Raw genomic sequence first — 18301 nt, 5'->3', positions numbered from 1 at the left:
GGATGCACTGCGCTGTAGTGCCGTTCGACGCTGCACTCGAGGGGGCACATGGCAAAGGCTGACACGGTCAACAAACGAGCGGCGCTCAAAACACGGAGGCCGCCGGTCGGGGCCTCGCCCGGCACGCTGATCGCCGACCCGGCGGCACGCCGTTCCGAGCTCAGGCTGACATTGATCTCGCCCGAAAAGTTCAAGACCATCGACAATGCCAGCATCGACGACGTCAACACCCATTGCCACAATTGGCCGGTTATCTGGCTCGATTGCACAGGCCTCGCCAACATCCAGCTGATCGAGGAGATCGGCCGGATCTTCAACCTGCATCCGTTGGCGCTGGAAGATGTCGTCAACACCGGCCAGCGGCCGAAGGTGGATTTCTTCGAGGACCATGCCTTTGTCGTCGTCAGGATGATCGACGATGTCACCGCGCATCGCTACGAACAGATCGCCGTCTTCTTCGGCAGGAACTTCGTCGTCACCTTCCAGGAACGCGAAGGCGACCCGTTCGATCCCGTGCGCAAGCGGATCGCAAGCTCGGTGCCCAACCGCTTGCGCTCGCGCGGCGCCGACTATCTCGCCTATGCTTTGATCGACGCCATCGTCGACAGCTATTTCCCGCCAATCGAGGCTGCCGGCGAATTGGTCGACAGCATTGAGGACCAGATGCTGAACCAGGCGCACAAGCATCAGATGCGGCAGCTTCACGAATTGCGGCGCGATGCCAATGTGCTGAAGGGCGTGCTTTGGCCGATGCGCGACGCGCTGGCGACCATGATCCGCAATGACGTCTCTTATGTGAAGGCCGAAACCAAGATATTTCTGAACGACACGCTCGATCATTCGCTGCGATTGATCGAACTGGTCGAAACCCAGCGCGACATGCTGACCGGCCTGATCGAGATGCACTTGTCGCTCAGCCAGGCGCGCACCAACGACGTCATCAGCTATCTGACGATCGTCTCGGTGATCTTCATGCCGCTTACCTTTCTCGTCGGCGTATGGGGCATGAATTTCGACCCCGACACCTCGCCCTGGAACATGCCGGAGCTGAAGGCCTATTACGGCTATCCCCTGTCGCTCGTCTTCATGGCGCTTGTTGCGGTCGGGCTCTTTGCGTACTTCAAATGGAAGAAATGGCTCTGACTAGGCGGAAGTGCCCGTTTATGCAGCAAAAAGCCGGCTTGTGAATTAGGCTGGCCTTTTTGTCGGAATTGCACTATATGCGCCGCAGCTTCGCGCTTTGACGCGTTGCTTGCACCGGCCCCTGCTGGACGACATCCCGGCTGAGGGCGTCCCGTTTCCTCAAACAGACAAGGAAAAACACGATGTCGATTACTGCCGAACGCAAGAAGGAATTGATGGGCGAATTCGCAACCGCCAAGGGCGATACCGGGTCTCCGGAAGTCCAGGTGGCCATCCTTTCGGAGCGCATCAAGAACCTGACCGACCATTTCAAGGACCACAAGAAGGATAACCATTCCCGCCGTGGTCTGCTCGCTCTCGTTTCCCAGCGCCGCAGCCTGCTTGATTATCTCAAGCGCAAGGACGACGCGCGCTATCAGACGCTGATCGAGAAGCTCGGTCTGCGCCGTTGACGAATTGACCGGCGGGTTCTTTCGAGAGCCCGCCGGTCGCGCATTGGAGCATCGGGTCATCCAAGGCTCCATGAAGGAAGTAGAGCGCCGCGCATCGGTTTGGATGCGCAAAGGACGCTCTGAAGTTTAGATTTGCGCAGGATATTTTCCGAAAACCTGGTTTTCGGGTTCACGCGCAAGGCCACTCGGATCGATTGGCCAACCCGGTTTCGAACAGCAGAGGGCCGCTCGAAACCGCCCATGGACGGTCATGGGGCAGGATTGCAGGACGCTCGTGCGGCAAATGCGCCGAATAGCCGAGCTTCCCGTTGTCTTGCCCGTGGCTGCCCGAGAAAGGAAGCCAAGGGAAAGGGGCATCCGCGCACGCTAAGACGGCGCGGCCCTTTCCGCATACGAAGGACAAGACATGTTCAATTACCACAAAGTGGAAATCGAATGGGGCGGCCGTCCGCTCATTCTCGAAACCGGCAAGATCGCGCGTCAGGCTGATGGCGCGGTGCTGGCCACCTACGGCGAAACCAAGGTTCTCGCCACCGTCGTCTCGATGAAGGAGCCGAAACCCGGCCTCGATTTCTTCCCGCTGACGGTCAACTACCAGGAGAAGACTTACGCCGCCGGCAAGATCCCGGGTGGCTATTTCAAGCGTGAAGGCCGTCCGAGCGAGAAGGAAACGCTGGTTTCCCGCCTGATCGACCGCCCGATCCGCCCGCTCTTCGCCGAAGGCTACAAGAACGACACCCAGATCGTCGTCACCGTCGTCCAGCACGATCTCGAAAATGACCCGGACATCCTGTCGATCGTCGCCACCTCCGCCGCCCTGACCTTGTCCGGCGTGCCGTTCATGGGCCCGGTTGGCGGCGCCCGTGTCGGCTACATCAACGGCGAATATGTGCTCAACCCGCACGTCGACGAGATGCAGGAATCGAAGCTCGACCTGGTCGTCGCCGGCACCGCCGACGCCGTGCTGATGGTCGAGTCCGAAGCCAAGGAACTCGGCGAGGACCTTATGCTCGGCGCCGTCATGTTCGGCCACAGGGGCTTCCAGCCGGTGATCGACGCGATCATCAAGCTGGCTGAAGTCGCGGCAAAGGACCCGCGCGACTTCAACGCGCCGGACTATTCCGCACTTGAAGCCGAGATGCTCAAGATCGTCGAAGGCGAGCTTCGCGATGCCTACAAGATCACCGACAAGCAGAAGCGCTATGCCGCCGTCGACGCCGTCAAGGCCAAGGTCAAGGCCGCGTTCGCGCCGGCAGAAGGCGAAGAGGCCAAATACACGTCCGAACAGATCGGCACCGTGTTCAAGGAGCTCCAGGCCAAGGTCGTGCGCTGGAACATCCTCGACACCGGCTCGCGCATCGACGGCCGCGACCTGAAGACGGTCCGCAAGATCGTCTCGGAAGTCGGCGTCCTGCCGCGCACGCACGGCTCGGCGCTGTTCACTCGCGGCGAGACCCAGGCGCTGGTCGTCGCCACGCTCGGCACCGGCGAGGACGAGCAGTATGTCGATTCGTTGACCGGCATGTACAAGGAGAAGTTCCTCCTGCACTACAACTTCCCTCCCTATTCGGTCGGTGAAACCGGCCGCATGGGTTCGCCGGGCCGCCGCGAAATCGGCCATGGCAAGCTCGCCTGGCGCGCCATCCGGCCGATGCTTCCGACCGCCGACCAGTTCCCCTATACGTTGCGCGTCGTTTCGGAGATCACCGAGTCCAACGGGTCGTCGTCGATGGCTACCGTCTGCGGCACCTCGCTGGCTCTGATGGATGCCGGCGTGCCGCTTGCCAAGCCGGTCGCCGGCATTGCGATGGGCCTGATCAAGGAAGGCGAGCGCTTCGCCGTGCTCTCCGACATCCTTGGCGACGAGGACCACCTCGGCGACATGGACTTCAAGGTTGCCGGCACCGCCTACGGCATCACCTCGCTGCAGATGGACATCAAGATCGAGGGCATCACCGAGGAGATCATGAAGATCGCCCTCGACCAGGCCAAGGATGGCCGTCAGTACATTCTCGGCGAAATGGCCCACGCTCTGTCCGGCGCACGTGCCGAGCTCGGCGAGTTCGCGCCGCGCATCGAGGTCATGCACATCCCGACCGACAAGATCCGCGACGTGATCGGCTCGGGCGGCAAGGTCATCCGCGAGATCGTCGAAAAGACCGGCGCCAAGATCAACATCGAGGACGACGGCACCGTCAAGATCGCCTCGGCCAATGCCAAGGAGATCGAGGCGGCGAAGAAGTGGATACACACCATCGTCGCCGAGCCGGAAGTCGGTGAAATCTACGAAGGCACGGTCGTCAAGACCGCCGACTTCGGCGCTTTCGTCAATTTCTTCGGTCCGCGTGACGGCCTCGTCCACATCTCGCAACTCGCCAATGACCGCGTCGCCAAGACCTCCGATGTGGTCAAGGAAGGCGACAAGGTCTGGGTCAAGCTGATGGGCTTCGACGAGCGCGGCAAGGTCCGCCTGTCGATGAAGGTCGTCGACCAGGCCACCGGCAAGGAAATCGTGCGCGACAAGAAGAGCGAAGGCGAAGAAAACGCCGCCTAAGCTGATCTAACTATGCAATCGAAGCGGGCGCGCCGGAAGGTCGCGCCCGTTTGCGTTTCAACAACAGCCTTGCAGTTCAAGAGTGGTGAATGTCCGCCGAGCCGCTGAAAACGCTTTTCCATCCGTTCGGGGCCGGTGCTGTCTCCCTGCCACGAAAGGATGAACGCATACTCTTTCTCGGTGCCGAGCCCGGCTTTCGCTTGCCGGAAAGTTTTGATGCCAAGCTTCATCTTGTCCAAGGCTTCAGGCCGCACTTTCGCGCCTTGCAGGCGTCTGGCTTCGCGGTCACGCCGCAGGTCGAAGGCGAGGCTTTCGACGCGGCATTTGTGCTCGCTGGCCGCCATCGCGGCCAAAACGAGTTGCGCGTTGCCGAAGCGGTCGAACGCGCAGCACCAGGCGGGTTGATCGTCGTCGCCGGCAGCAAGGACGATGGAATCGCCAGCCTGCGCAAGCATGTCGGCGCCCTTGTGCCGCTCGAAGGCCACCTGCCGAAGCATCACGGCATTGCCTTCTGGTTTCGCCGGCCGGCCGATACCGTTGCCGCGGCAACGCTTCGCGCCGCCAATCCGGACTTGGTGGTCGAGGACCGCTTCCGCACGGCCCCAGGCATGTTTTCCTTCGACAAGATCGATGCCGGATCGAAGCTGCTAGTCGAAAATCTGCCCAACGATCTGCGTGGCAGCGTTGCGGACTTCTGTGCCGGTTGGGGCTATGTCGCCGCCGAAGTCGCCGCCCGCTCACCCGGCATATCGGCGCTTGACCTTTACGAAGCGGATTTCGAGGCGCTGGAGGCGGCCAAGGCCAATGTCGGCAACACAGGCGTGGAGCCACGTTTCTTCTGGATAGATCTGTTGAGCGAACCGGTCGAGCGCCGCTACGACGTGGTCGTCATGAACCCGCCCTTTCACCGCAGCCGGGCGACTGAGCCGGAAATCGGTGCCGGCATGATCCGCGCGGCAGGCAAGGCGCTGAAGCCCGGCGGCCGGCTGTTCATGGTGGCAAACCGCCAGCTTCCCTACGAACCGGTGCTGGCGGCCGCCTTCTCCAGCCATGCGGAGCTCGCCCGCGACGGCATGTTCAAGGTCTTATCGGCGCGACGCTGAAATCCTGCGGGGCAAGCCGGCGATACGTCGCTCGCGCTATTCCCGCCCGCCGTCGGTCTGCTTCAATTCGTCAAGCGTCGGCATGGAAACGATGTGATAGCCGGAATCGACATAATGGATTTCGCCGGTGACGCCGGAGGACAGGTCGGACAGCAAATAGAGCGCGGAGCCGCCGACTTCATCGATCGTCACTGTACGGCGTAGCGGCGAGTTGCGCTGCTGGTAGGAGAACATGTGGCGTGCGTCGGAAATCCCGGCGCCCGCAAGCGTCCGTACCGGTCCCGCCGATATGCCGTTCACCCTGATGCCGCGCGGGCCGTAGTCGTTGGCGAGATAGCGGACGCTGGCCTCCAGCCCCGCCTTGGCGACACCCATAACGTTGTAGTTCGGCATGACACGGACCGAACCGGCATAGGTCAGCGTGACCATCGAACCGCTATCCTTCATCAATGTGGCGGCGTGACGGGCGATCTCGGTGAAGGAGTAGCAGGAGATCACCATGGTGCGGATGAAGTTGTCGCGGCTCGTGTCGGCGTAGAGGCCTTTCAGCTCGTTCTTGTCGGAAAAGCCGATGGCATGGACGACGAAATCCAGCCCGCCCCACGCCTTCCCCAAAGTCTCGAAAGTCGCGGCGACCGACACGCTGTCCTCGACGTCGCAAGGCACCACCAGGGATGCGCCCAATTTCTCGGCGAGCGGCTTGACCCGGCGCCCGAAGGCCTCGCCCTGATAGGTGAAGGCGAGGTCCGCACCATGTTCGGACAGTTTGCGGGCGATACCCCAGGCGATCGAATGATCGTTGGCAACACCCATGACAAGCCCGCGCTTGCCCTTCATCAATCCGTCCATGGTCGGCAAATCCTTATGCGGAATAGCGCTGGAAAATCAGCGTTGCGTTGGTGCCACCGAAACCGAACGAATTGGACAAAACGGTGTCGATCCTTGCATCGTCGATGCACTTGCGCACGATCGGCATGCCCTCGAATTCCGGATCGAGGTTCTCAATGTGGGCGCTCTCGCCGATGAAGCCGCCTTGCATCATCAGGATCGAGTAGATCGATTCCTGCACGCCGGCGGCGCCCAGAGAATGGCCGGTTAACGATTTGGTCGACGTGATGAAAGGCATCTTCTCGCCGAACACCTCGCGGATGGCGCCCATTTCCTTGGAGTCGCCGACCGGCGTCGAGGTGCCGTGCGTATTGATGTAGTCGACCGGCGAGGACACCGTTGCGAGCGCCTGCTTCATGCAGCGCGCCGCGCCTTCGCCCGACGGCGCCACCATGTCGTAGCCGTCCGATGTCGCGCCATAGCCGACGATCTCGGCATAGATCTTGGCGCCGCGTGCCTTGGCATGCTCGAGCTCTTCAAGAATCAGCACGCCGGCGCCGCCGGCAATGACGAAACCGTCGCGATCGACGTCGTAGGCGCGTGAGGCGACCGACGCCCTGTCGTTGAACTTGGACGACATGGCGCCCATGGCATCGAAGAGATCCGACATCGTCCAGTCGAGATCCTCATGGCCGCCGGCGAAGACGATGTCCTGCTTGCCCCACTGAATCAGCTCGTAGCCATTGCCGATGCAATGCGCAGACGTCGAGCAGGCCGATGAGATCGAATAGTTGACGCCGTGGATCTTGAACCAGGTGGCAAGCGTCGCCGACGCGGTCGACGACATCGCTTTTGGCACCGCGAACGGCCCGATCCGCTTGGGGCTGCCGTTTTTAATCGTGGTCTCGGCCGCCTCGACGATTGCACGGGTCGACGGTCCGCCGGAGCCCATCACGATACCGGTGCGCTCATTGGTGATGTCGGCCTCGTCGAGGCCGGCGTCTGCGATCGCCTGGTCCATTGCGACATGGTTCCAGGCAGCACCCTGCGACAGGAAGCGCATGGCGCGACGGTCGATCATGCCCGATGGGTCCAGCGTCGGCGCACCCCACACCCGGCAACGGAAGCCATGCTCGGCGAAAGAGTCGGAGAAGCTGATGCCGGATCTGGCATCGTGCAGCGAGGTCTGCACCTCGTTGGCATTGTTGCCTATCGACGACACGATGCCGAGACCTGTGACTACGACCCGTCTCATTCGCAACTCCTTCCAGCGCCGACCCCGAACCTGAAATCAATTTCCGGAATGGAACCATGCGCAAAATTAAAGTGCTACAGCGTTCATCAGACGTCCAAGACGTCGTACTGTAGGGTCTTCGTTCAGACGGCGGCCGATTGCTTGGACAGACCGACCTTCAGATCCGTTGCCGCGTATATGGGCTCGCCATCTGCCTTCAGCCAGCCATCGGCGATGCCCAGCACAAGCCGACCGCGCATCACGCGCTTGAAGTCGACGCCATACTCCACCTTCTTGACCGAAGGCGTGACCATGCCTTTGAACCTCACCTCACCGGTCGACAGCGCCATCCCCTTGCCGGGTTCACCGAGCCATCCGAGATAGAACCCCGTCAACTGCCACATGGCGTCCAGGCCCAGGCATCCCGGCATGATCGGATTACCGATGAAATGGCAGGCGAAAAACCACAAATCCGGCTTGATGTCGAATTCCGCGCGGATGAAACCCTTGTCGAACGCACCGCCGGTCTCGCTGATCTCGGTGATGCGGTCGAACATCAGCATCGGCGGATAGGGCAGCTGCGCATTTCCCGGTCCGAACAGCTCGCCGCGGGCGCAGGCAAGCAATTCCTCGTAACCGTAGCTGGATTTCGGATCCGCCATCAATCTCGTCCCCGTGATCGTCCCGGGCGAAAGGCGCCCTTGTCGGTGGTTTCCTAACACAATCTGTTTCAGGCCGGAAACCGGCGTTTGCGCTTAACCTGCCCGTCTGCCCGGGTCAATGCGCGCTATTGATCGCATTCGGTCGACAGAATATATGTCAGGACACGTCCAGTTTCGGCAGATGCTCAATTTCTGCCATTTTGGACCGTCTGAGGCGGAACTGTGAGCGCGACGGATAGATGGATCTGGGTTGCCGGAAGGATAATGTCGCTGTGGACAAGCGGGTTCGTGAGGCCGGTCTGAGGCCGACACGCCAGCGCATCGCGCTGGCCGATCTGCTTTTCGCCAAGGGCGACCGCCATCTTTCGGCCGAGGAACTGCACGAGGAGGCGCTTGCCGCCGGCGTGCCGGTGTCTCTGGCCACCGTCTACAATGCTCTGCACCAGTTTACCCAGGCCGGTCTTCTGCGCATCCTTGCCGTCGAGGGGGCGAAGACTTATTTCGACACCAACACCTCCGATCACCATCATTTCTATATCGAGGGCGAAAACAGGATCTTCGATATTGACAGCGGCCCGGTGACGGTTTCCAACCTGCCGGAGCCGCCGGAGGGCATGGAGATCGCCAATGTCGATATCGTGGTGAGACTGCGTCCGAAACGCTGCGACTGACCGGCACTTATGAAATTCCTGGATTTGACGCTCCGGCTCGAATGGGTCGCCGTCGCGGTGGCGGCTCTTATCTTCTATGCAATCGCCGGTGTTTCCTGGTGGCTGTTTGCCGTGCTCATTCTGGCGCCCGACCTGTCGATGCTGGGTTACATCGCCGGGCCGCGCGTCGGGGCCGTCGCCTACAACGCCTTGCACATACTGATCTTCCCCGTTCTGCTGGCGCTTGTCGGCAGCGTCTTTGACAATGCAATGGCGGTAGCTGTCGCGCTGATCTGGATCGCCCACATCGCCATCGACCGCGCTCTGGGCTATGGTTTGAAGCTGTCAAGCAGTTTCCAGGATACCCATCTCGGCCGCATCGGCCGCTAAACCATCCCCGAACCGAAGACCAGCGAAACAAATGCCGGATCCGGTGCTTGCAGCGCTGGCCCGACCTGCGGTTCGGAAAGTCAGTTCTTGACCTTTTCGCCGGGATAGGCACCCCAGACCAGCGACTGCGCGAGCCAGCCGGTATGGCCGTCGAAGGTCATTTCGCACCACTGGCCATCGCAGGACTTGATCGTGCCCATCACCCCCGGTTCGAGGATCGCGATGACGCCTGCGTCTTTTGCCGGGTCGTCAAGGAGGTTGACGCGAGCGTCCTTGCCGCGCTGCCAGGGGGCGACGATCGCCGTGCGACGGCCCGAAAGCAGCGACTGATTGATCCAGCCTTCCGAGCCGTCGGCATCACGCACACGGCGCCACGTATCGAACTCCTGGATGATCTCCATCGGCAGGCCGGGCTTCATATACATCCAGTCGACGGAATAATTGACGCCCGGCCCAACGCGCGAGTTGACGCGGCCGGATTTCAGGCTGACGAAGCGCGGCAGTGGCAAGCCGCTTGGTCCGAGCGTGATGCTCTGGGCGGGTGCGGCGGCACTTTGCGCCATCACCAGTGGGCTATGGATGAGAGCGCCGAGGAATGCTGCACTGAGGGTCAGGCGGAGCGACGCGAAACCAGACACTTTCGTTCCTTTCGGCGCCGGCCCATCGGCCTTCGCCCCTTTTTCTTTGTCTTCGGCGGAACCGCTTGTTACATGAATGACCGGTACCGCGATCGGCACTCAGTTTCGCCGTTCTTGGTTAAAGAGGTCTCAACGAGATCGGGTTCGAGGAAAACAATGGCAGGCAAAAAGAAGCCCCTCGTCGTCATCACGCGCAAATTGCCCGACCCGGTCGAGACCCGCATGCGCGAGTTGTTCGACGCCCGCTTGAATGTGGAGGACAGGCCGATGACGCAGCCGGAACTGGTGGCTGCGGTCAAGGAGGCCGACGTGCTGGTGCCGACCGTCACCGATAATATCGACGCGGCGCTGATTGCCCAGGCCGGCGACAACCTCAAGCTGATCGCCAATTTCGGCAATGGGGTAGACAAGATCGACGTTGCGGCAGCGGCCAAGAAAGGCATCACCGTGACCAACACGCCGAACGTGCTGACCGAAGATACGGCCGACATGACCATGGCGCTGATGCTGGCCGTACCGCGGCGGCTGGCCGAAGGCGCCAACGTGCTGACCGGCGATAAGAAATGGGCGGGCTGGTCGCCGACCTGGATGCTCGGCCGGCGCATTTGGGGCAAACGGCTCGGCATTGTCGGCATGGGTCGCATCGGCACCGCCGTCGCCAGGCGTGCCAAGGCGTTTGGCCTCTCGATCCACTACCACAACCGCCACCGCGTACTGCCGGCAATCGAGGACGAGTTGGAAGCCACGTATTGGGAAAGCCTTGACCAGATGCTCGCCCGCATGGACATTATCTCGGTCAATTGTCCATCGACACCGGCAACCTTCCACCTGCTTTCGGCGCGGCGGCTGGCGCTTCTGCAACCGTCAGCTTACATAGTCAACACCGCGCGCGGCGATATCATCGATGAGGAATCGCTGGTCAAGCTCATCCATGACGGCAAGATCGCCGGCGCCGGCCTCGACGTCTACGAGCACGAGCCGGCGCTGAACAGCAAGCTGCTGAAACTCGCCCACAAAGGCAAGGTCGTGCTGTTGCCGCATATGGGCTCGGCGACGCTCGAAGGCCGTATCGACATGGGCGAGAAGGTAATCATCAACATCCGCGCCTTCTTCGACGGTCATCGCCCGCCCGACCGCGTGCTGCCGCTGCGGGCGTGACCGGCCATCGTGGCAGCGAATTCTGGTCGCGGCAGCTGCCTGCTCGCTTTTGGATAGCGTTTGCTTACAAAAGCACCTTGCGCATGGTGATTGAGGTCGGCCGGTCGTAACCTTTGTGTGCTGTCCGTTCGGTTTCGCGAAAGCCGAGGCGGGCGAAGGCAGCGTGGTTTCCAGTCAGTTCGACCCGGGTCTGGAGCTCGATGGCGGTCCTGTTGCGGCTGCGGGCAAGATCTTCGACGGCCTGCATCAGCTGTTTTCCGACGCCTTGTCCCTGAAGCGTCGGCTCGACCGCGAGCTTTCCAATATAGAGGTCGTCTGCGCGCTTCAGGACGAAGACGCAACCGACGATCTCGTTTCCCTTCAGTGCCAGGAATGCTGTCTCCTCCAGCGCTCTAGCCCTGAGATTTTCAACGGTGAGCCGATGCGCCGAGGACGGCGGGTCAACAACCTCGTCCATAAAGGCGAAGGCGCGCATGACCAGCGCCAGCACCTCGTCCCAACGGTCGAAATCGGCCGCAAGCTGCACGATGGAAACGTCGGCAGGCAGGCTCATGGGCTGGTTCGCTTGTAGCGGATCGTGTCGAAGCGTGCCGCCAGCGCATCGTAGAGCAGCAGTCGTCCGACCAGCGGCTCGCCAATCCCGGTGATCAGCTTGATCGCTTCCATGGCTTGCAGCGTGCCGATGACCCCGGTCAGCGCGCCGACAATGCCGGCCACCGCGCAGGATGGCACAAGTCCCGGCGGCGGCGCCTCGGGAAAGAGATCGCGGTAGCTTGGGTTCAACTTGCCGTCCGGGCCGGTTTCGAATGGCTTCAGTACGGTGACCGAGCCGTCGAAGCGGCCAACGGCGGCATGCACGAGCGGCCGGCTTTCCGCGGCGCAGGCGTCGGCCACCGCGTAGCGTGTCTCGAAATTGTCGGAGCCGTCAACGACGATGTCATAACGGGCAATGAGGGTAGGGGCGTTGTCGACGGTCAGCCTGAAATTGTGCTCTTCCACGACGACGTTTGGATTGATGCGGATGATCGCCGCTCTGGCACTGTCGGTTTTTGCCATGCCGACCATGTCCGTGCCGTGGATCACTTGTCGTTGCAGGTTGGAAAGCGAAACGATGTCGTCGTCGACGATACCGAGAGTGCCAATCCCTGCGGCGGCGAGATATTCGAGCACAGGCGCTCCCAATCCGCCGGCGCCAATGACGAGCACCCGCGCCCGCTTCAGCCGCTGCTGGCCGGCGCCGCCGATCTCGGGCAGCACGATGTGGCGGGCGTAGCGTTCGAGCTCTTCATCGGTGAGGGCGGCTGTGATCATCGCCGGACCATATAGCGGAGGAAAAAGCTTGTCAGGTATCAATGCATGCCGCTCAGAAGTGCGCCATGAACCAAGTTCAAATGGTCGGCCTGACCGTGCCGTGATCGACGGTCAGGAATTGCGCGCGTCCCTTGAGGCTGTCAAACAACGCGGCATCGGTCCCGGTCATGAAGGCCTGGCAGTTTAGTTCCTCCAGGATCGAGAACAAGGCCGCCCGTCGACCGCCGTCGAGATGGGCGGCGATCTCGTCGAGCAGCAGGATCGGTGTCATGCCCGACATCTCACCGGTTAGCCGCGCATGCGACAAGACAATGCCGACCAGCAGCGCCTTCTGCTCGCCGGTCGAACAGAGCTCGGCCGGCATCGCCTTGGGCCGGTGGCGCACCACGAGGTCGGAACGGTGCGGGCCGTCGAGCGTGCGTCCGGCGGTGCGGTCGCGGTCGCGCCCCTGGGCAAGCGCACGACGGAACCGTTCCTCTACGTCGACGGCCGGCAAAATACCGAGTTCGCCTTCCAGTTCGCCAGAGATGCCGATGTCGGCTTGCGGAAACGGTCCGTCGCCGGGCAGCCGGTCGATCATGGCGGCGAGCAGGCGCACCAGTTCGGCACGCGCCGCGGCAATCGCCACGCCGGTCTCGGCCATTTGCATCTCGATCGCATCGAACCAGGCACCGTCGCGTGAACCGTCGGCGAGCAGTCTGTTGCGGCCGCGCATTGCCTTTTCGTAGTCAAGCGCGCGCTGGCCGTGGCCAGGATCGATCGCCAGCACCAGCCGGTCTAGGAAGCGCCGGCGGTCGGCAGCCGGCCCGGGGAACAGGCCGTCCATGGCCGGTGTCAGCCAGACCACGCGCAGCCATTCCAGCATGTCTTCGGCTGAGCGTGCCGTCGCGCCGTTGATCCGCACCCGCCGGCCGGCTTCGCCGTCGCTGCCCGATATTCCGGTACCGATCTCGACCTGGCCTTCCGGCCCGTCAAGCCGGGCATGCAGCGCAAAGCCACCGTCGCCGCCTTCGCGCGCCACCTCGGAATAGGGTGCGCGGCGCAGGCCGCGGCCCGGCGTGAGCAGCGAGATCGCTTCAAGCAGATTGGTCTTGCCGGCGCCATTGTCGCCGGAGAAAACGACAGCGCCGGGATCAAGGTCGATTGCCAACGCCGCATAGTTGCGGAAATTCGTAAGTATGAGCTTACTTATGTACGTCTGCTGCGGTTTTGCAGATCTGGTCACGACAGCAAGATGGCCCCGTTCGGGCCCTACACCCGCATCGGCATCAGCACGTAGAGCGCGGTCTCGTCGGCCATATCGTGGATCAGTGTCGGGGAACCGGCATCCGCCAGCATGAACTTCGCCTCCGTGCCGGTCAGTTGCGCGGCAACGTCGAGCAGGTATTTGGCGTTGAAGCCGATTTCAATCGGATCGGACGAATAGTCGGCCGCCAGTTCCTCGGTGGCACTGCCCGAATCCGGGTTGTTGACCGCAAGCGTGACCTGCCCTTCGGCGATCGAAAGCTTCACCGCCCGGCCGCGTTCGGACGAAATGGTCGAAACGCGATCGACGGCAGCGGCGAAACTCTGGCGATCGATAATCAGCTTCTTGTCGTTGCCGGTCGGAATGACGCGCTGGTAGTCCGGGAAAGTGCCGTCGATCAGCTTGGAGGTCAAGATAACGCTGCCGATGGTGAAACGGATCTTGGTGTCGGACAACTCGGTGGTGACTGCAACATCGGGATCGTCGACCAGCTTTTGCAGCTCGCTGACCGTCTTTCGCGGGATTATGACGCCAGGCATGCCCTCAGAGCCTGCCGGCGCATCGATCTCGGCGCGCGCCAGCCGGTGGCCGTCGGTCGCGACAGAGCGCAGCTTCAGCTTGCCGCCGGCCTCGTGCGTGTGCAGATAAATGCCGTTCAGATAATAGCGCGTCTCCTCGGTCGAGATGGCAAACTGGGTCTTTTCGATGAGGCCCTTTAGTCCGACGGAATCGAGCCGGAAAATATGCGAGAACGACCCGGCTGAAAGCTCGGGAAAGTCGGACTGCGGCAGGCATTGCAGGCGGAAGCTCGAGCGCCCCGACGTCACCGTCATGGCGTTGCCGTCTTCGTCGGTCTTCAGCGCCACCTCCGCGCCGTCGGCAAGCTTGCGCACGATGTCGTAGAGCAGATGTGCCGGGACCGTCGTCGCCCCGCCACGTTCGACCTTTGCCGGCGTTGCTTCGGTCACCTCCAGGTCGAGGTCGGTCGCCTTCATTTCAAGGCTGGCCCCCTCGGCGCTGAGCAGCACGTTCGACAGGATCGGAATGGTATTGCGCCGCTCGACCACGCGGTGAACATGGTTGAGCGACTTCAGGAGATTTGACCGTTCCAGGATAACACGCATGACAAAACAGGCTCGCTTGAATGAATGAACGGGTCTCCGGCAAGCGGCGCCCCGCGAAAGGTCTGAACAGGCTCAGAATCTGCGTAAACTGACAGGAAAAACCCGGCAAACGCAAGCCCGCGCCACCGGTTCGGACCGGCTGCACGGGCTTTCCGGGGATAAAGGGGATAAAAAGGCCGGAGTCCGCGAGCCGGCGTTTTTCGGGCCGTCAGGCCTGGTCGTTGATCAGCCTTCTCAGCAATTCGAGTTCCTGCGCCAGTGTGTTGTCGGCACCGGAAAGATCCTCGATCTTGCGCACCGCATGCAGCACGGTCGTATGGTCACGACCGCCGAACCGCCGCCCGATCTCCGGCAGCGAGCGCGGCGTCATCACCTTCGACAGATACATGGCGACCTGCCGTGGCTTGACGATGGTGCGTGTGCGCCGGTTGGACAGAAGTTCGGTCTTCGACACGTTGTAGTGGCGCGCGACGATGCGCTGGATGTCCTCGATACGCACCCGCTTGGGTTCGCCCGAACGATAGATGTGGCCAAGGATCTCGTCGATGCGGTCGATGGTGATCTGCGGTTCGAAGGATTGGCGAAACAAAAGCTGGTTGAAGGCACCTTCGAGCTCGCGTCCGCTGCCGGTCACCGTGCGGGCGACGTGGTTGAGGATCTCTTCGGAAATATCGAGCGACGCATCGTCGAGCTTGGCGGTGGCAAGCCTGAGCTTGAGCATACCGATACGCATGGCGAAATCCGGGGCTGACATTTCCAGCGCGACGCCGCCGTTGAGGCGCGAGCGGACGCGTGGCTCCAGCGACTCCAATTCCGACGGCGGCCGGTCGGCAGCGACCACCACTTGCTTGGCGCTGTCGAGCAGCATGTTGATCAAATGGCAGAATTCGTGCTGGATCGACTTGCCCTGCAGGAACTGCATGTCGTCGATGATGAGGAGGTCGATGTCGCGCAGCTGTTCTTTCAGCGTCAGTGCGTTGTTGTCGCGGATCGCGGTGGCGAACCGCCACATGAAATACTCAGCCGTCAGATAGACGACCCGCGATTTCGGATTCTGCTTCAGCGATTCTGCGGCGATCGCCTGCAACAGGTGCGTTTTGCCCAGCCCGACCGTCGCGTGCAGAAAGAGCGGATTGAAACGCACCGCGCTCGACTGCGATTCCGCGACCGCCTTGGCGGCGGCAAAAGCCACTCGGTTCGATGGTCCTTCGATGAAGGAGGTGAAAGTGTAGCGTGGATCGAGTGGCGAACCGAGAACATTGTGCCGGAACTCGGTTTCTGCCGGCATCCCCGGGCGGGGTACCGGGACCCGTTCGACCCTGCTGGGGCTCGCCGTGCCCGCAGAGAGCGCGGTTTGCGTCTGCCTGGTCATCTTGCGCGCCGGGGCCACTTCTGGCTCGACGCTGTTGCGGCCCTGCCGTGTGGCGGTGCGAACCACGATCTCGATCTTGAGGATCTCCGGATCCTCGTGCTTCCACAACTCGGTGATGAGATCGAGATAGTGGCCGTTGATCCATGAACGCAGGAATGCGGTTGGCACTGAGATGCGGACAATGCCCTTAGAGGATTCAGCGACCTTCATGCGCCCGAACCAGCTCGAATAGACCTCGGTTCCCAGTCGCGCCTTCAACTGGGCCTTGACCCGATCGAACTTCTGTTCAGCTTCATTGGAAGCCGCCATGTCGTTCCTTCCGATTAACGTTCCAGGAAATGGGAGGTCGCCTGTAAGCTCCCTTTCGATGCCGCCGCTCTGCATGATCGAGTTCCTTGTCTCTTGTACCTGTTTTCCGCCGGGGATGCGCCTCCTGCATCCATGTTTCCGGCGACCGTGTCTTCGCTGCGACACCATCGCCGCCGCCGGCTGATGAATCGCCTCGTTGTCGGTCCGGCGCCGAAGAGCCGATCCGCTTTGGTCATGTCAGGGCAACAAAATGCCGTCCGGCGAAAAACCGCCGGCGCACCGTCGACCTGCCATGTACAATTACGCCAGTCCCCTACCGTATCGAAAAGACAAACCAACCCCGTCCGCGGAGTTAAATCCGCGGTGTAAACTCTGCCAATTTGAGCTGGCCGGTTTCAGGCTGGTCAAGGGCCAAGGGCCCGTCCCTTCGATGGACAGACATTACCGAAATCGCTGTGGATAGGGCAAGGCCACCCCTAACGGATTTTTAAGGAATCTGACTAGGAAGGCACGTTTCGAACGCCATGCCGCAACAGTTGATTTTGACAAAGCCATTGTGATTCAAACCCTTTTCCGGCGAATGTGAAAAAGGCCACACAAATGCGAAATTTTCTGAAATAATTCGCTTGACAGCCAATTGCCGCCTATCGACCGCAGCCGATGTGAACAAGCTGTGGATCACCATCGGTAAACCTCTGAAAAAAAACAGTAATCTGTGACGCTCGGAAATTTTCGCATTGGCAGTTTCGAAGGCTGCGAATATCAGCGGGTATGTATACGCCGGCAAAGCATTTCGAACTTTGAAATGCACGCGGAGCGCCATTTTGCGGGCTTTCTTTTAAGTACTTGCCGGCAAACGAAAAAAACCCGGCGCGATTGGCCGGGTTTGAAGAAGCGCAGTTCAGGAAAAGATATATTAGGCCGACAGCACCTTGACCCGTTGGGCCAGCCGCGACACCTTGCGCGATGCCGTGTTCTTGTGCACCACGCCCTTGGTCGCGGCGCGCATCAATTCCGGCTCGGCCACCTTGAAGGCAGCCTGTGCGGCCGCCTTATCGCCGGCCGCGAGCGCCTCTTCGACCTGGCGGATGTAGGTCCGGACGCGGGAGCGGCGGTTCTTGTTGATCGCTGCGCGACGGGCGATCTTGCGCGTTGCCTTTTTGGCCGAGGAGGTATTGGCCATGGTGCCTCTCTTCTGATCTGGTGGGCGCTTGCGGGATACCGCAGGGCGCAAAAAACAAACGGGCAGCCACAGGGCCGCCTCGGTTGGTGCGGCTTATAGTTCAGCTTTTCCGGCGCGTCAACGCTGCAGCGCTTTCTTTTTGACCGGCGCCTTCGTCATCTCATCGGTTCGTGAAATTCGGCTTCCGCTTGCCGCTGAAGGCCGCCATGCCTTCCTTCTGGTCATCCAGCGCAAACAGCGAATGAAACAGCCGGCGCTCGAACCGCAGACCCTCGGTGAGCGTCGTCTCATAGGCGCGGTTGACGGCCTCCTTTGCCATCATCACCGACGGCAAGGAAAAACCAGCGATCTTGGCCGCTGCCTTAAGCGCTTCCTCGATCAACTCGCCGGCTGGCACCACGCGCGAGACAAGGCCGGAACGCTCGGCCTCGGCTGCGTCCATCATTCGACCCGTCAGGCACATATCCATCGCCTTCGACTTGCCGACAAAGCGGGTCAGGCGCTGCGATCCGCCCATGCCGGGCATGACGCCCAGCGTGATCTCGGGTTGGCCAAACTTGGCAGTGTCGGCGGCGATGATGAAGTCGCACATCATCGCCAGTTCGCAGCCGCCCCCCAGCGCATAGCCCGCCACCGCCGCGATGATCGGCTTTCGTGCCCGCGTAAATTCTTCCCAGCCGACGAAGAAATCCTGCAGATAGGCATCCACATAGGAGATGGACTGCATTTCCTTGATATCGGCACCTGCCGCGAAAGCCTTTTCCGAACCAGTGATGACCATGGCGCCGATGTCGGCATTGGCGCCCATGCTATTCACCGACGCGACCAGTTCCGCCAGCACTTGTGAATTCAGCGCGTTGAGCGCCTGCGGCCGGTTCAGCGTAATCAGCCCGACCTTGCCGCGGGTTTCGACGATGATGGTTTCATAGCCCATGCTTTGCTCC

The 18301-nt window shown here is 61.4% G+C and carries 18 protein-coding genes; 7 read left to right on the top strand and 11 right to left on the bottom strand.

What is annotated here, in order from left to right:
- The first annotated feature begins 48 nt into the window (after positions 1–48).
- From corA to NKH93_RS06430, 4 genes are all read left to right on the top strand, one after another.
- A complete protein-coding gene (gene corA, locus NKH93_RS06445; protein WP_352680483.1) occupies positions 49–1143 on the top strand; it encodes a magnesium/cobalt transporter CorA in 1095 nt (364 codons plus the stop codon).
- A gap of 140 nt (positions 1144–1283) precedes the next feature.
- Positions 1284–1595, top strand: a complete 312-nt coding sequence (gene rpsO, locus NKH93_RS06440; protein WP_280940423.1) for a 30S ribosomal protein S15 — start codon at positions 1284–1286, stop codon at positions 1593–1595.
- Between the two features lie 406 nt (positions 1596–2001).
- Positions 2002–4149, top strand: coding sequence for a polyribonucleotide nucleotidyltransferase (gene pnp, locus NKH93_RS06435; RefSeq protein WP_023676908.1), 2148 nt, complete (start codon positions 2002–2004; stop codon positions 4147–4149).
- A gap of 89 nt (positions 4150–4238) precedes the next feature.
- Entirely contained in the window at positions 4239–5252 is a 1014-nt protein-coding gene (locus NKH93_RS06430; protein WP_352969657.1) for a class I SAM-dependent methyltransferase, read from the top strand.
- 36 nt (positions 5253–5288) lie between these two features.
- Here the strand turns inward: NKH93_RS06430 and fabI are convergent, their stop codons facing one another.
- The 3 genes from fabI to fabA form a co-directional block, all read right to left on the bottom strand.
- Positions 5289–6101 carry an enoyl-ACP reductase FabI gene (gene fabI / locus NKH93_RS06425; RefSeq protein ID WP_352613887.1) on the bottom strand — a complete coding sequence of 271 codons (813 nt, stop codon included), beginning with the start codon at positions 6099–6101 and terminating at the stop codon, positions 5289–5291.
- 13 nt (positions 6102–6114) lie between these two features.
- Positions 6115–7335 carry a beta-ketoacyl-ACP synthase I gene (fabB, locus tag NKH93_RS06420; RefSeq protein WP_352969656.1) on the bottom strand — a complete coding sequence of 407 codons (1221 nt, stop codon included), beginning with the start codon at positions 7333–7335 and terminating at the stop codon, positions 6115–6117.
- Positions 7336–7457: 122 nt separating this feature from the next.
- Positions 7458–7976: a 3-hydroxyacyl-[acyl-carrier-protein] dehydratase FabA gene (gene fabA / locus NKH93_RS06415; RefSeq protein ID WP_352470073.1), complete on the bottom strand. Its 519-nt coding sequence runs from the start codon at positions 7974–7976 to the stop codon at positions 7458–7460.
- A 239-nt stretch (positions 7977–8215) separates the two neighbouring features.
- Here fabA and irrA point away from each other — a divergent pair, with 239 nt between their 5' ends.
- Positions 8216–8647, top strand: a complete 432-nt coding sequence (gene irrA / locus NKH93_RS06410; protein ID WP_352969655.1) for an iron response transcriptional regulator IrrA — start codon at positions 8216–8218, stop codon at positions 8645–8647.
- 9 nt (positions 8648–8656) lie between these two features.
- A complete protein-coding gene (locus NKH93_RS06405) occupies positions 8657–9016 on the top strand; it encodes a DUF4260 domain-containing protein (protein WP_352770784.1) in 360 nt (119 codons plus the stop codon).
- 80 nt (positions 9017–9096) lie between these two features.
- Here the strand turns inward: NKH93_RS06405 and NKH93_RS06400 are convergent, their stop codons facing one another.
- Positions 9097–9654 carry an SH3 domain-containing protein gene (locus tag NKH93_RS06400; protein WP_352541270.1) on the bottom strand — a complete coding sequence of 186 codons (558 nt, stop codon included), beginning with the start codon at positions 9652–9654 and terminating at the stop codon, positions 9097–9099.
- Between the two features lie 156 nt (positions 9655–9810).
- Between NKH93_RS06400 and NKH93_RS06395 the strand changes: the two genes are divergently transcribed.
- Positions 9811–10812 (top strand): 2-hydroxyacid dehydrogenase, encoded by a 1002-nt coding sequence (locus NKH93_RS06395; RefSeq protein WP_352470076.1) that lies wholly within the window; start codon positions 9811–9813, stop codon positions 10810–10812.
- A 64-nt stretch (positions 10813–10876) separates the two neighbouring features.
- Here the strand turns inward: NKH93_RS06395 and NKH93_RS06390 are convergent, their stop codons facing one another.
- From NKH93_RS06390 to NKH93_RS06360, 7 genes are all read right to left on the bottom strand, one after another.
- Positions 10877–11365, bottom strand: a complete 489-nt coding sequence (locus NKH93_RS06390; RefSeq protein WP_352819237.1) for a GNAT family N-acetyltransferase — start codon at positions 11363–11365, stop codon at positions 10877–10879.
- Complete coding sequence (locus tag NKH93_RS06385) at positions 11362–12123, bottom strand: molybdopterin-synthase adenylyltransferase MoeB (protein ID WP_352470078.1); 762 nt, start codon at positions 12121–12123, stop codon at positions 11362–11364. The genes NKH93_RS06390 and NKH93_RS06385 overlap by 4 nt, the downstream gene beginning before the upstream one ends.
- Before the next feature lie 76 nt (positions 12124–12199).
- Complete coding sequence (gene recF, locus NKH93_RS06380) at positions 12200–13348, bottom strand: DNA replication/repair protein RecF (protein ID WP_352470079.1); 1149 nt, start codon at positions 13346–13348, stop codon at positions 12200–12202.
- 26 nt (positions 13349–13374) lie between these two features.
- Entirely contained in the window at positions 13375–14493 is a 1119-nt protein-coding gene (gene dnaN, locus NKH93_RS06375; RefSeq protein WP_023676920.1) for a DNA polymerase III subunit beta, read from the bottom strand.
- A 208-nt stretch (positions 14494–14701) separates the two neighbouring features.
- On the bottom strand, positions 14702–16174 hold the full coding sequence (gene dnaA / locus NKH93_RS06370) for a chromosomal replication initiator protein DnaA (protein ID WP_023676921.1): 1473 nt from the start codon (positions 16172–16174) through the stop codon (positions 14702–14704).
- A 916-nt stretch (positions 16175–17090) separates the two neighbouring features.
- Complete coding sequence (rpsT, locus tag NKH93_RS06365; RefSeq protein ID WP_023676922.1) at positions 17091–17357, bottom strand: 30S ribosomal protein S20; 267 nt, start codon at positions 17355–17357, stop codon at positions 17091–17093.
- 160 nt (positions 17358–17517) lie between these two features.
- Positions 17518–18291, bottom strand: a complete 774-nt coding sequence (locus NKH93_RS06360; protein WP_352685689.1) for an enoyl-CoA hydratase — start codon at positions 18289–18291, stop codon at positions 17518–17520.
- Positions 18292–18301 lie beyond the last annotated feature (10 nt).

The organism is Mesorhizobium sp. M0954 (assembly GCF_040319155.1).
Classification (GTDB): Bacteria; Pseudomonadota; Alphaproteobacteria; order Rhizobiales; family Rhizobiaceae; genus Mesorhizobium.
The sequence above is the reverse complement of the archived record's forward strand: the minus strand, read 5'-3'. Positions and strand labels throughout refer to the sequence as shown.

Bases quoted from the DNA above. Each gene is read 5' to 3' on its own strand.
- fabB (WP_352969656.1), bottom strand. From the start codon at position 7,335: ATGAGACGGGTCGTAGTCACAGGTCTCGGCATCGTGTCGTCGATAGGC.
- fabI (WP_352613887.1), bottom strand. From the start codon at position 6,101: ATGGACGGATTGATGAAGGGCAAGCGCGGGCTTGTCATGGGTGTTGCC.
- dnaN (WP_023676920.1), bottom strand. From the start codon at position 14,493: ATGCGTGTTATCCTGGAACGGTCAAATCTCCTGAAGTCGCTCAACCAT.
- NKH93_RS06390 (WP_352819237.1), bottom strand. From the start codon at position 11,365: ATGAGCCTGCCTGCCGACGTTTCCATCGTGCAGCTTGCGGCCGATTTC.
- dnaA (WP_023676921.1), bottom strand. From the start codon at position 16,174: ATGGCGGCTTCCAATGAAGCTGAACAGAAGTTCGATCGGGTCAAGGCC.
- corA (WP_352680483.1), top strand. From the start codon at position 49: ATGGCAAAGGCTGACACGGTCAACAAACGAGCGGCGCTCAAAACACGG.
- pnp (WP_023676908.1), top strand. From the start codon at position 2,002: ATGTTCAATTACCACAAAGTGGAAATCGAATGGGGCGGCCGTCCGCTC.
- NKH93_RS06385 (WP_352470078.1), bottom strand. From the start codon at position 12,123: ATGATCACAGCCGCCCTCACCGATGAAGAGCTCGAACGCTACGCCCGC.
- fabA (WP_352470073.1), bottom strand. From the start codon at position 7,976: ATGGCGGATCCGAAATCCAGCTACGGTTACGAGGAATTGCTTGCCTGC.
- NKH93_RS06360 (WP_352685689.1), bottom strand. From the start codon at position 18,291: ATGGGCTATGAAACCATCATCGTCGAAACCCGCGGCAAGGTCGGGCTG.
- NKH93_RS06405 (WP_352770784.1), top strand. From the start codon at position 8,657: ATGAAATTCCTGGATTTGACGCTCCGGCTCGAATGGGTCGCCGTCGCG.
- irrA (WP_352969655.1), top strand. From the start codon at position 8,216: ATGGATCTGGGTTGCCGGAAGGATAATGTCGCTGTGGACAAGCGGGTT.
- NKH93_RS06430 (WP_352969657.1), top strand. From the start codon at position 4,239: ATGTCCGCCGAGCCGCTGAAAACGCTTTTCCATCCGTTCGGGGCCGGT.
- rpsT (WP_023676922.1), bottom strand. From the start codon at position 17,357: ATGGCCAATACCTCCTCGGCCAAAAAGGCAACGCGCAAGATCGCCCGT.
- NKH93_RS06395 (WP_352470076.1), top strand. From the start codon at position 9,811: ATGGCAGGCAAAAAGAAGCCCCTCGTCGTCATCACGCGCAAATTGCCC.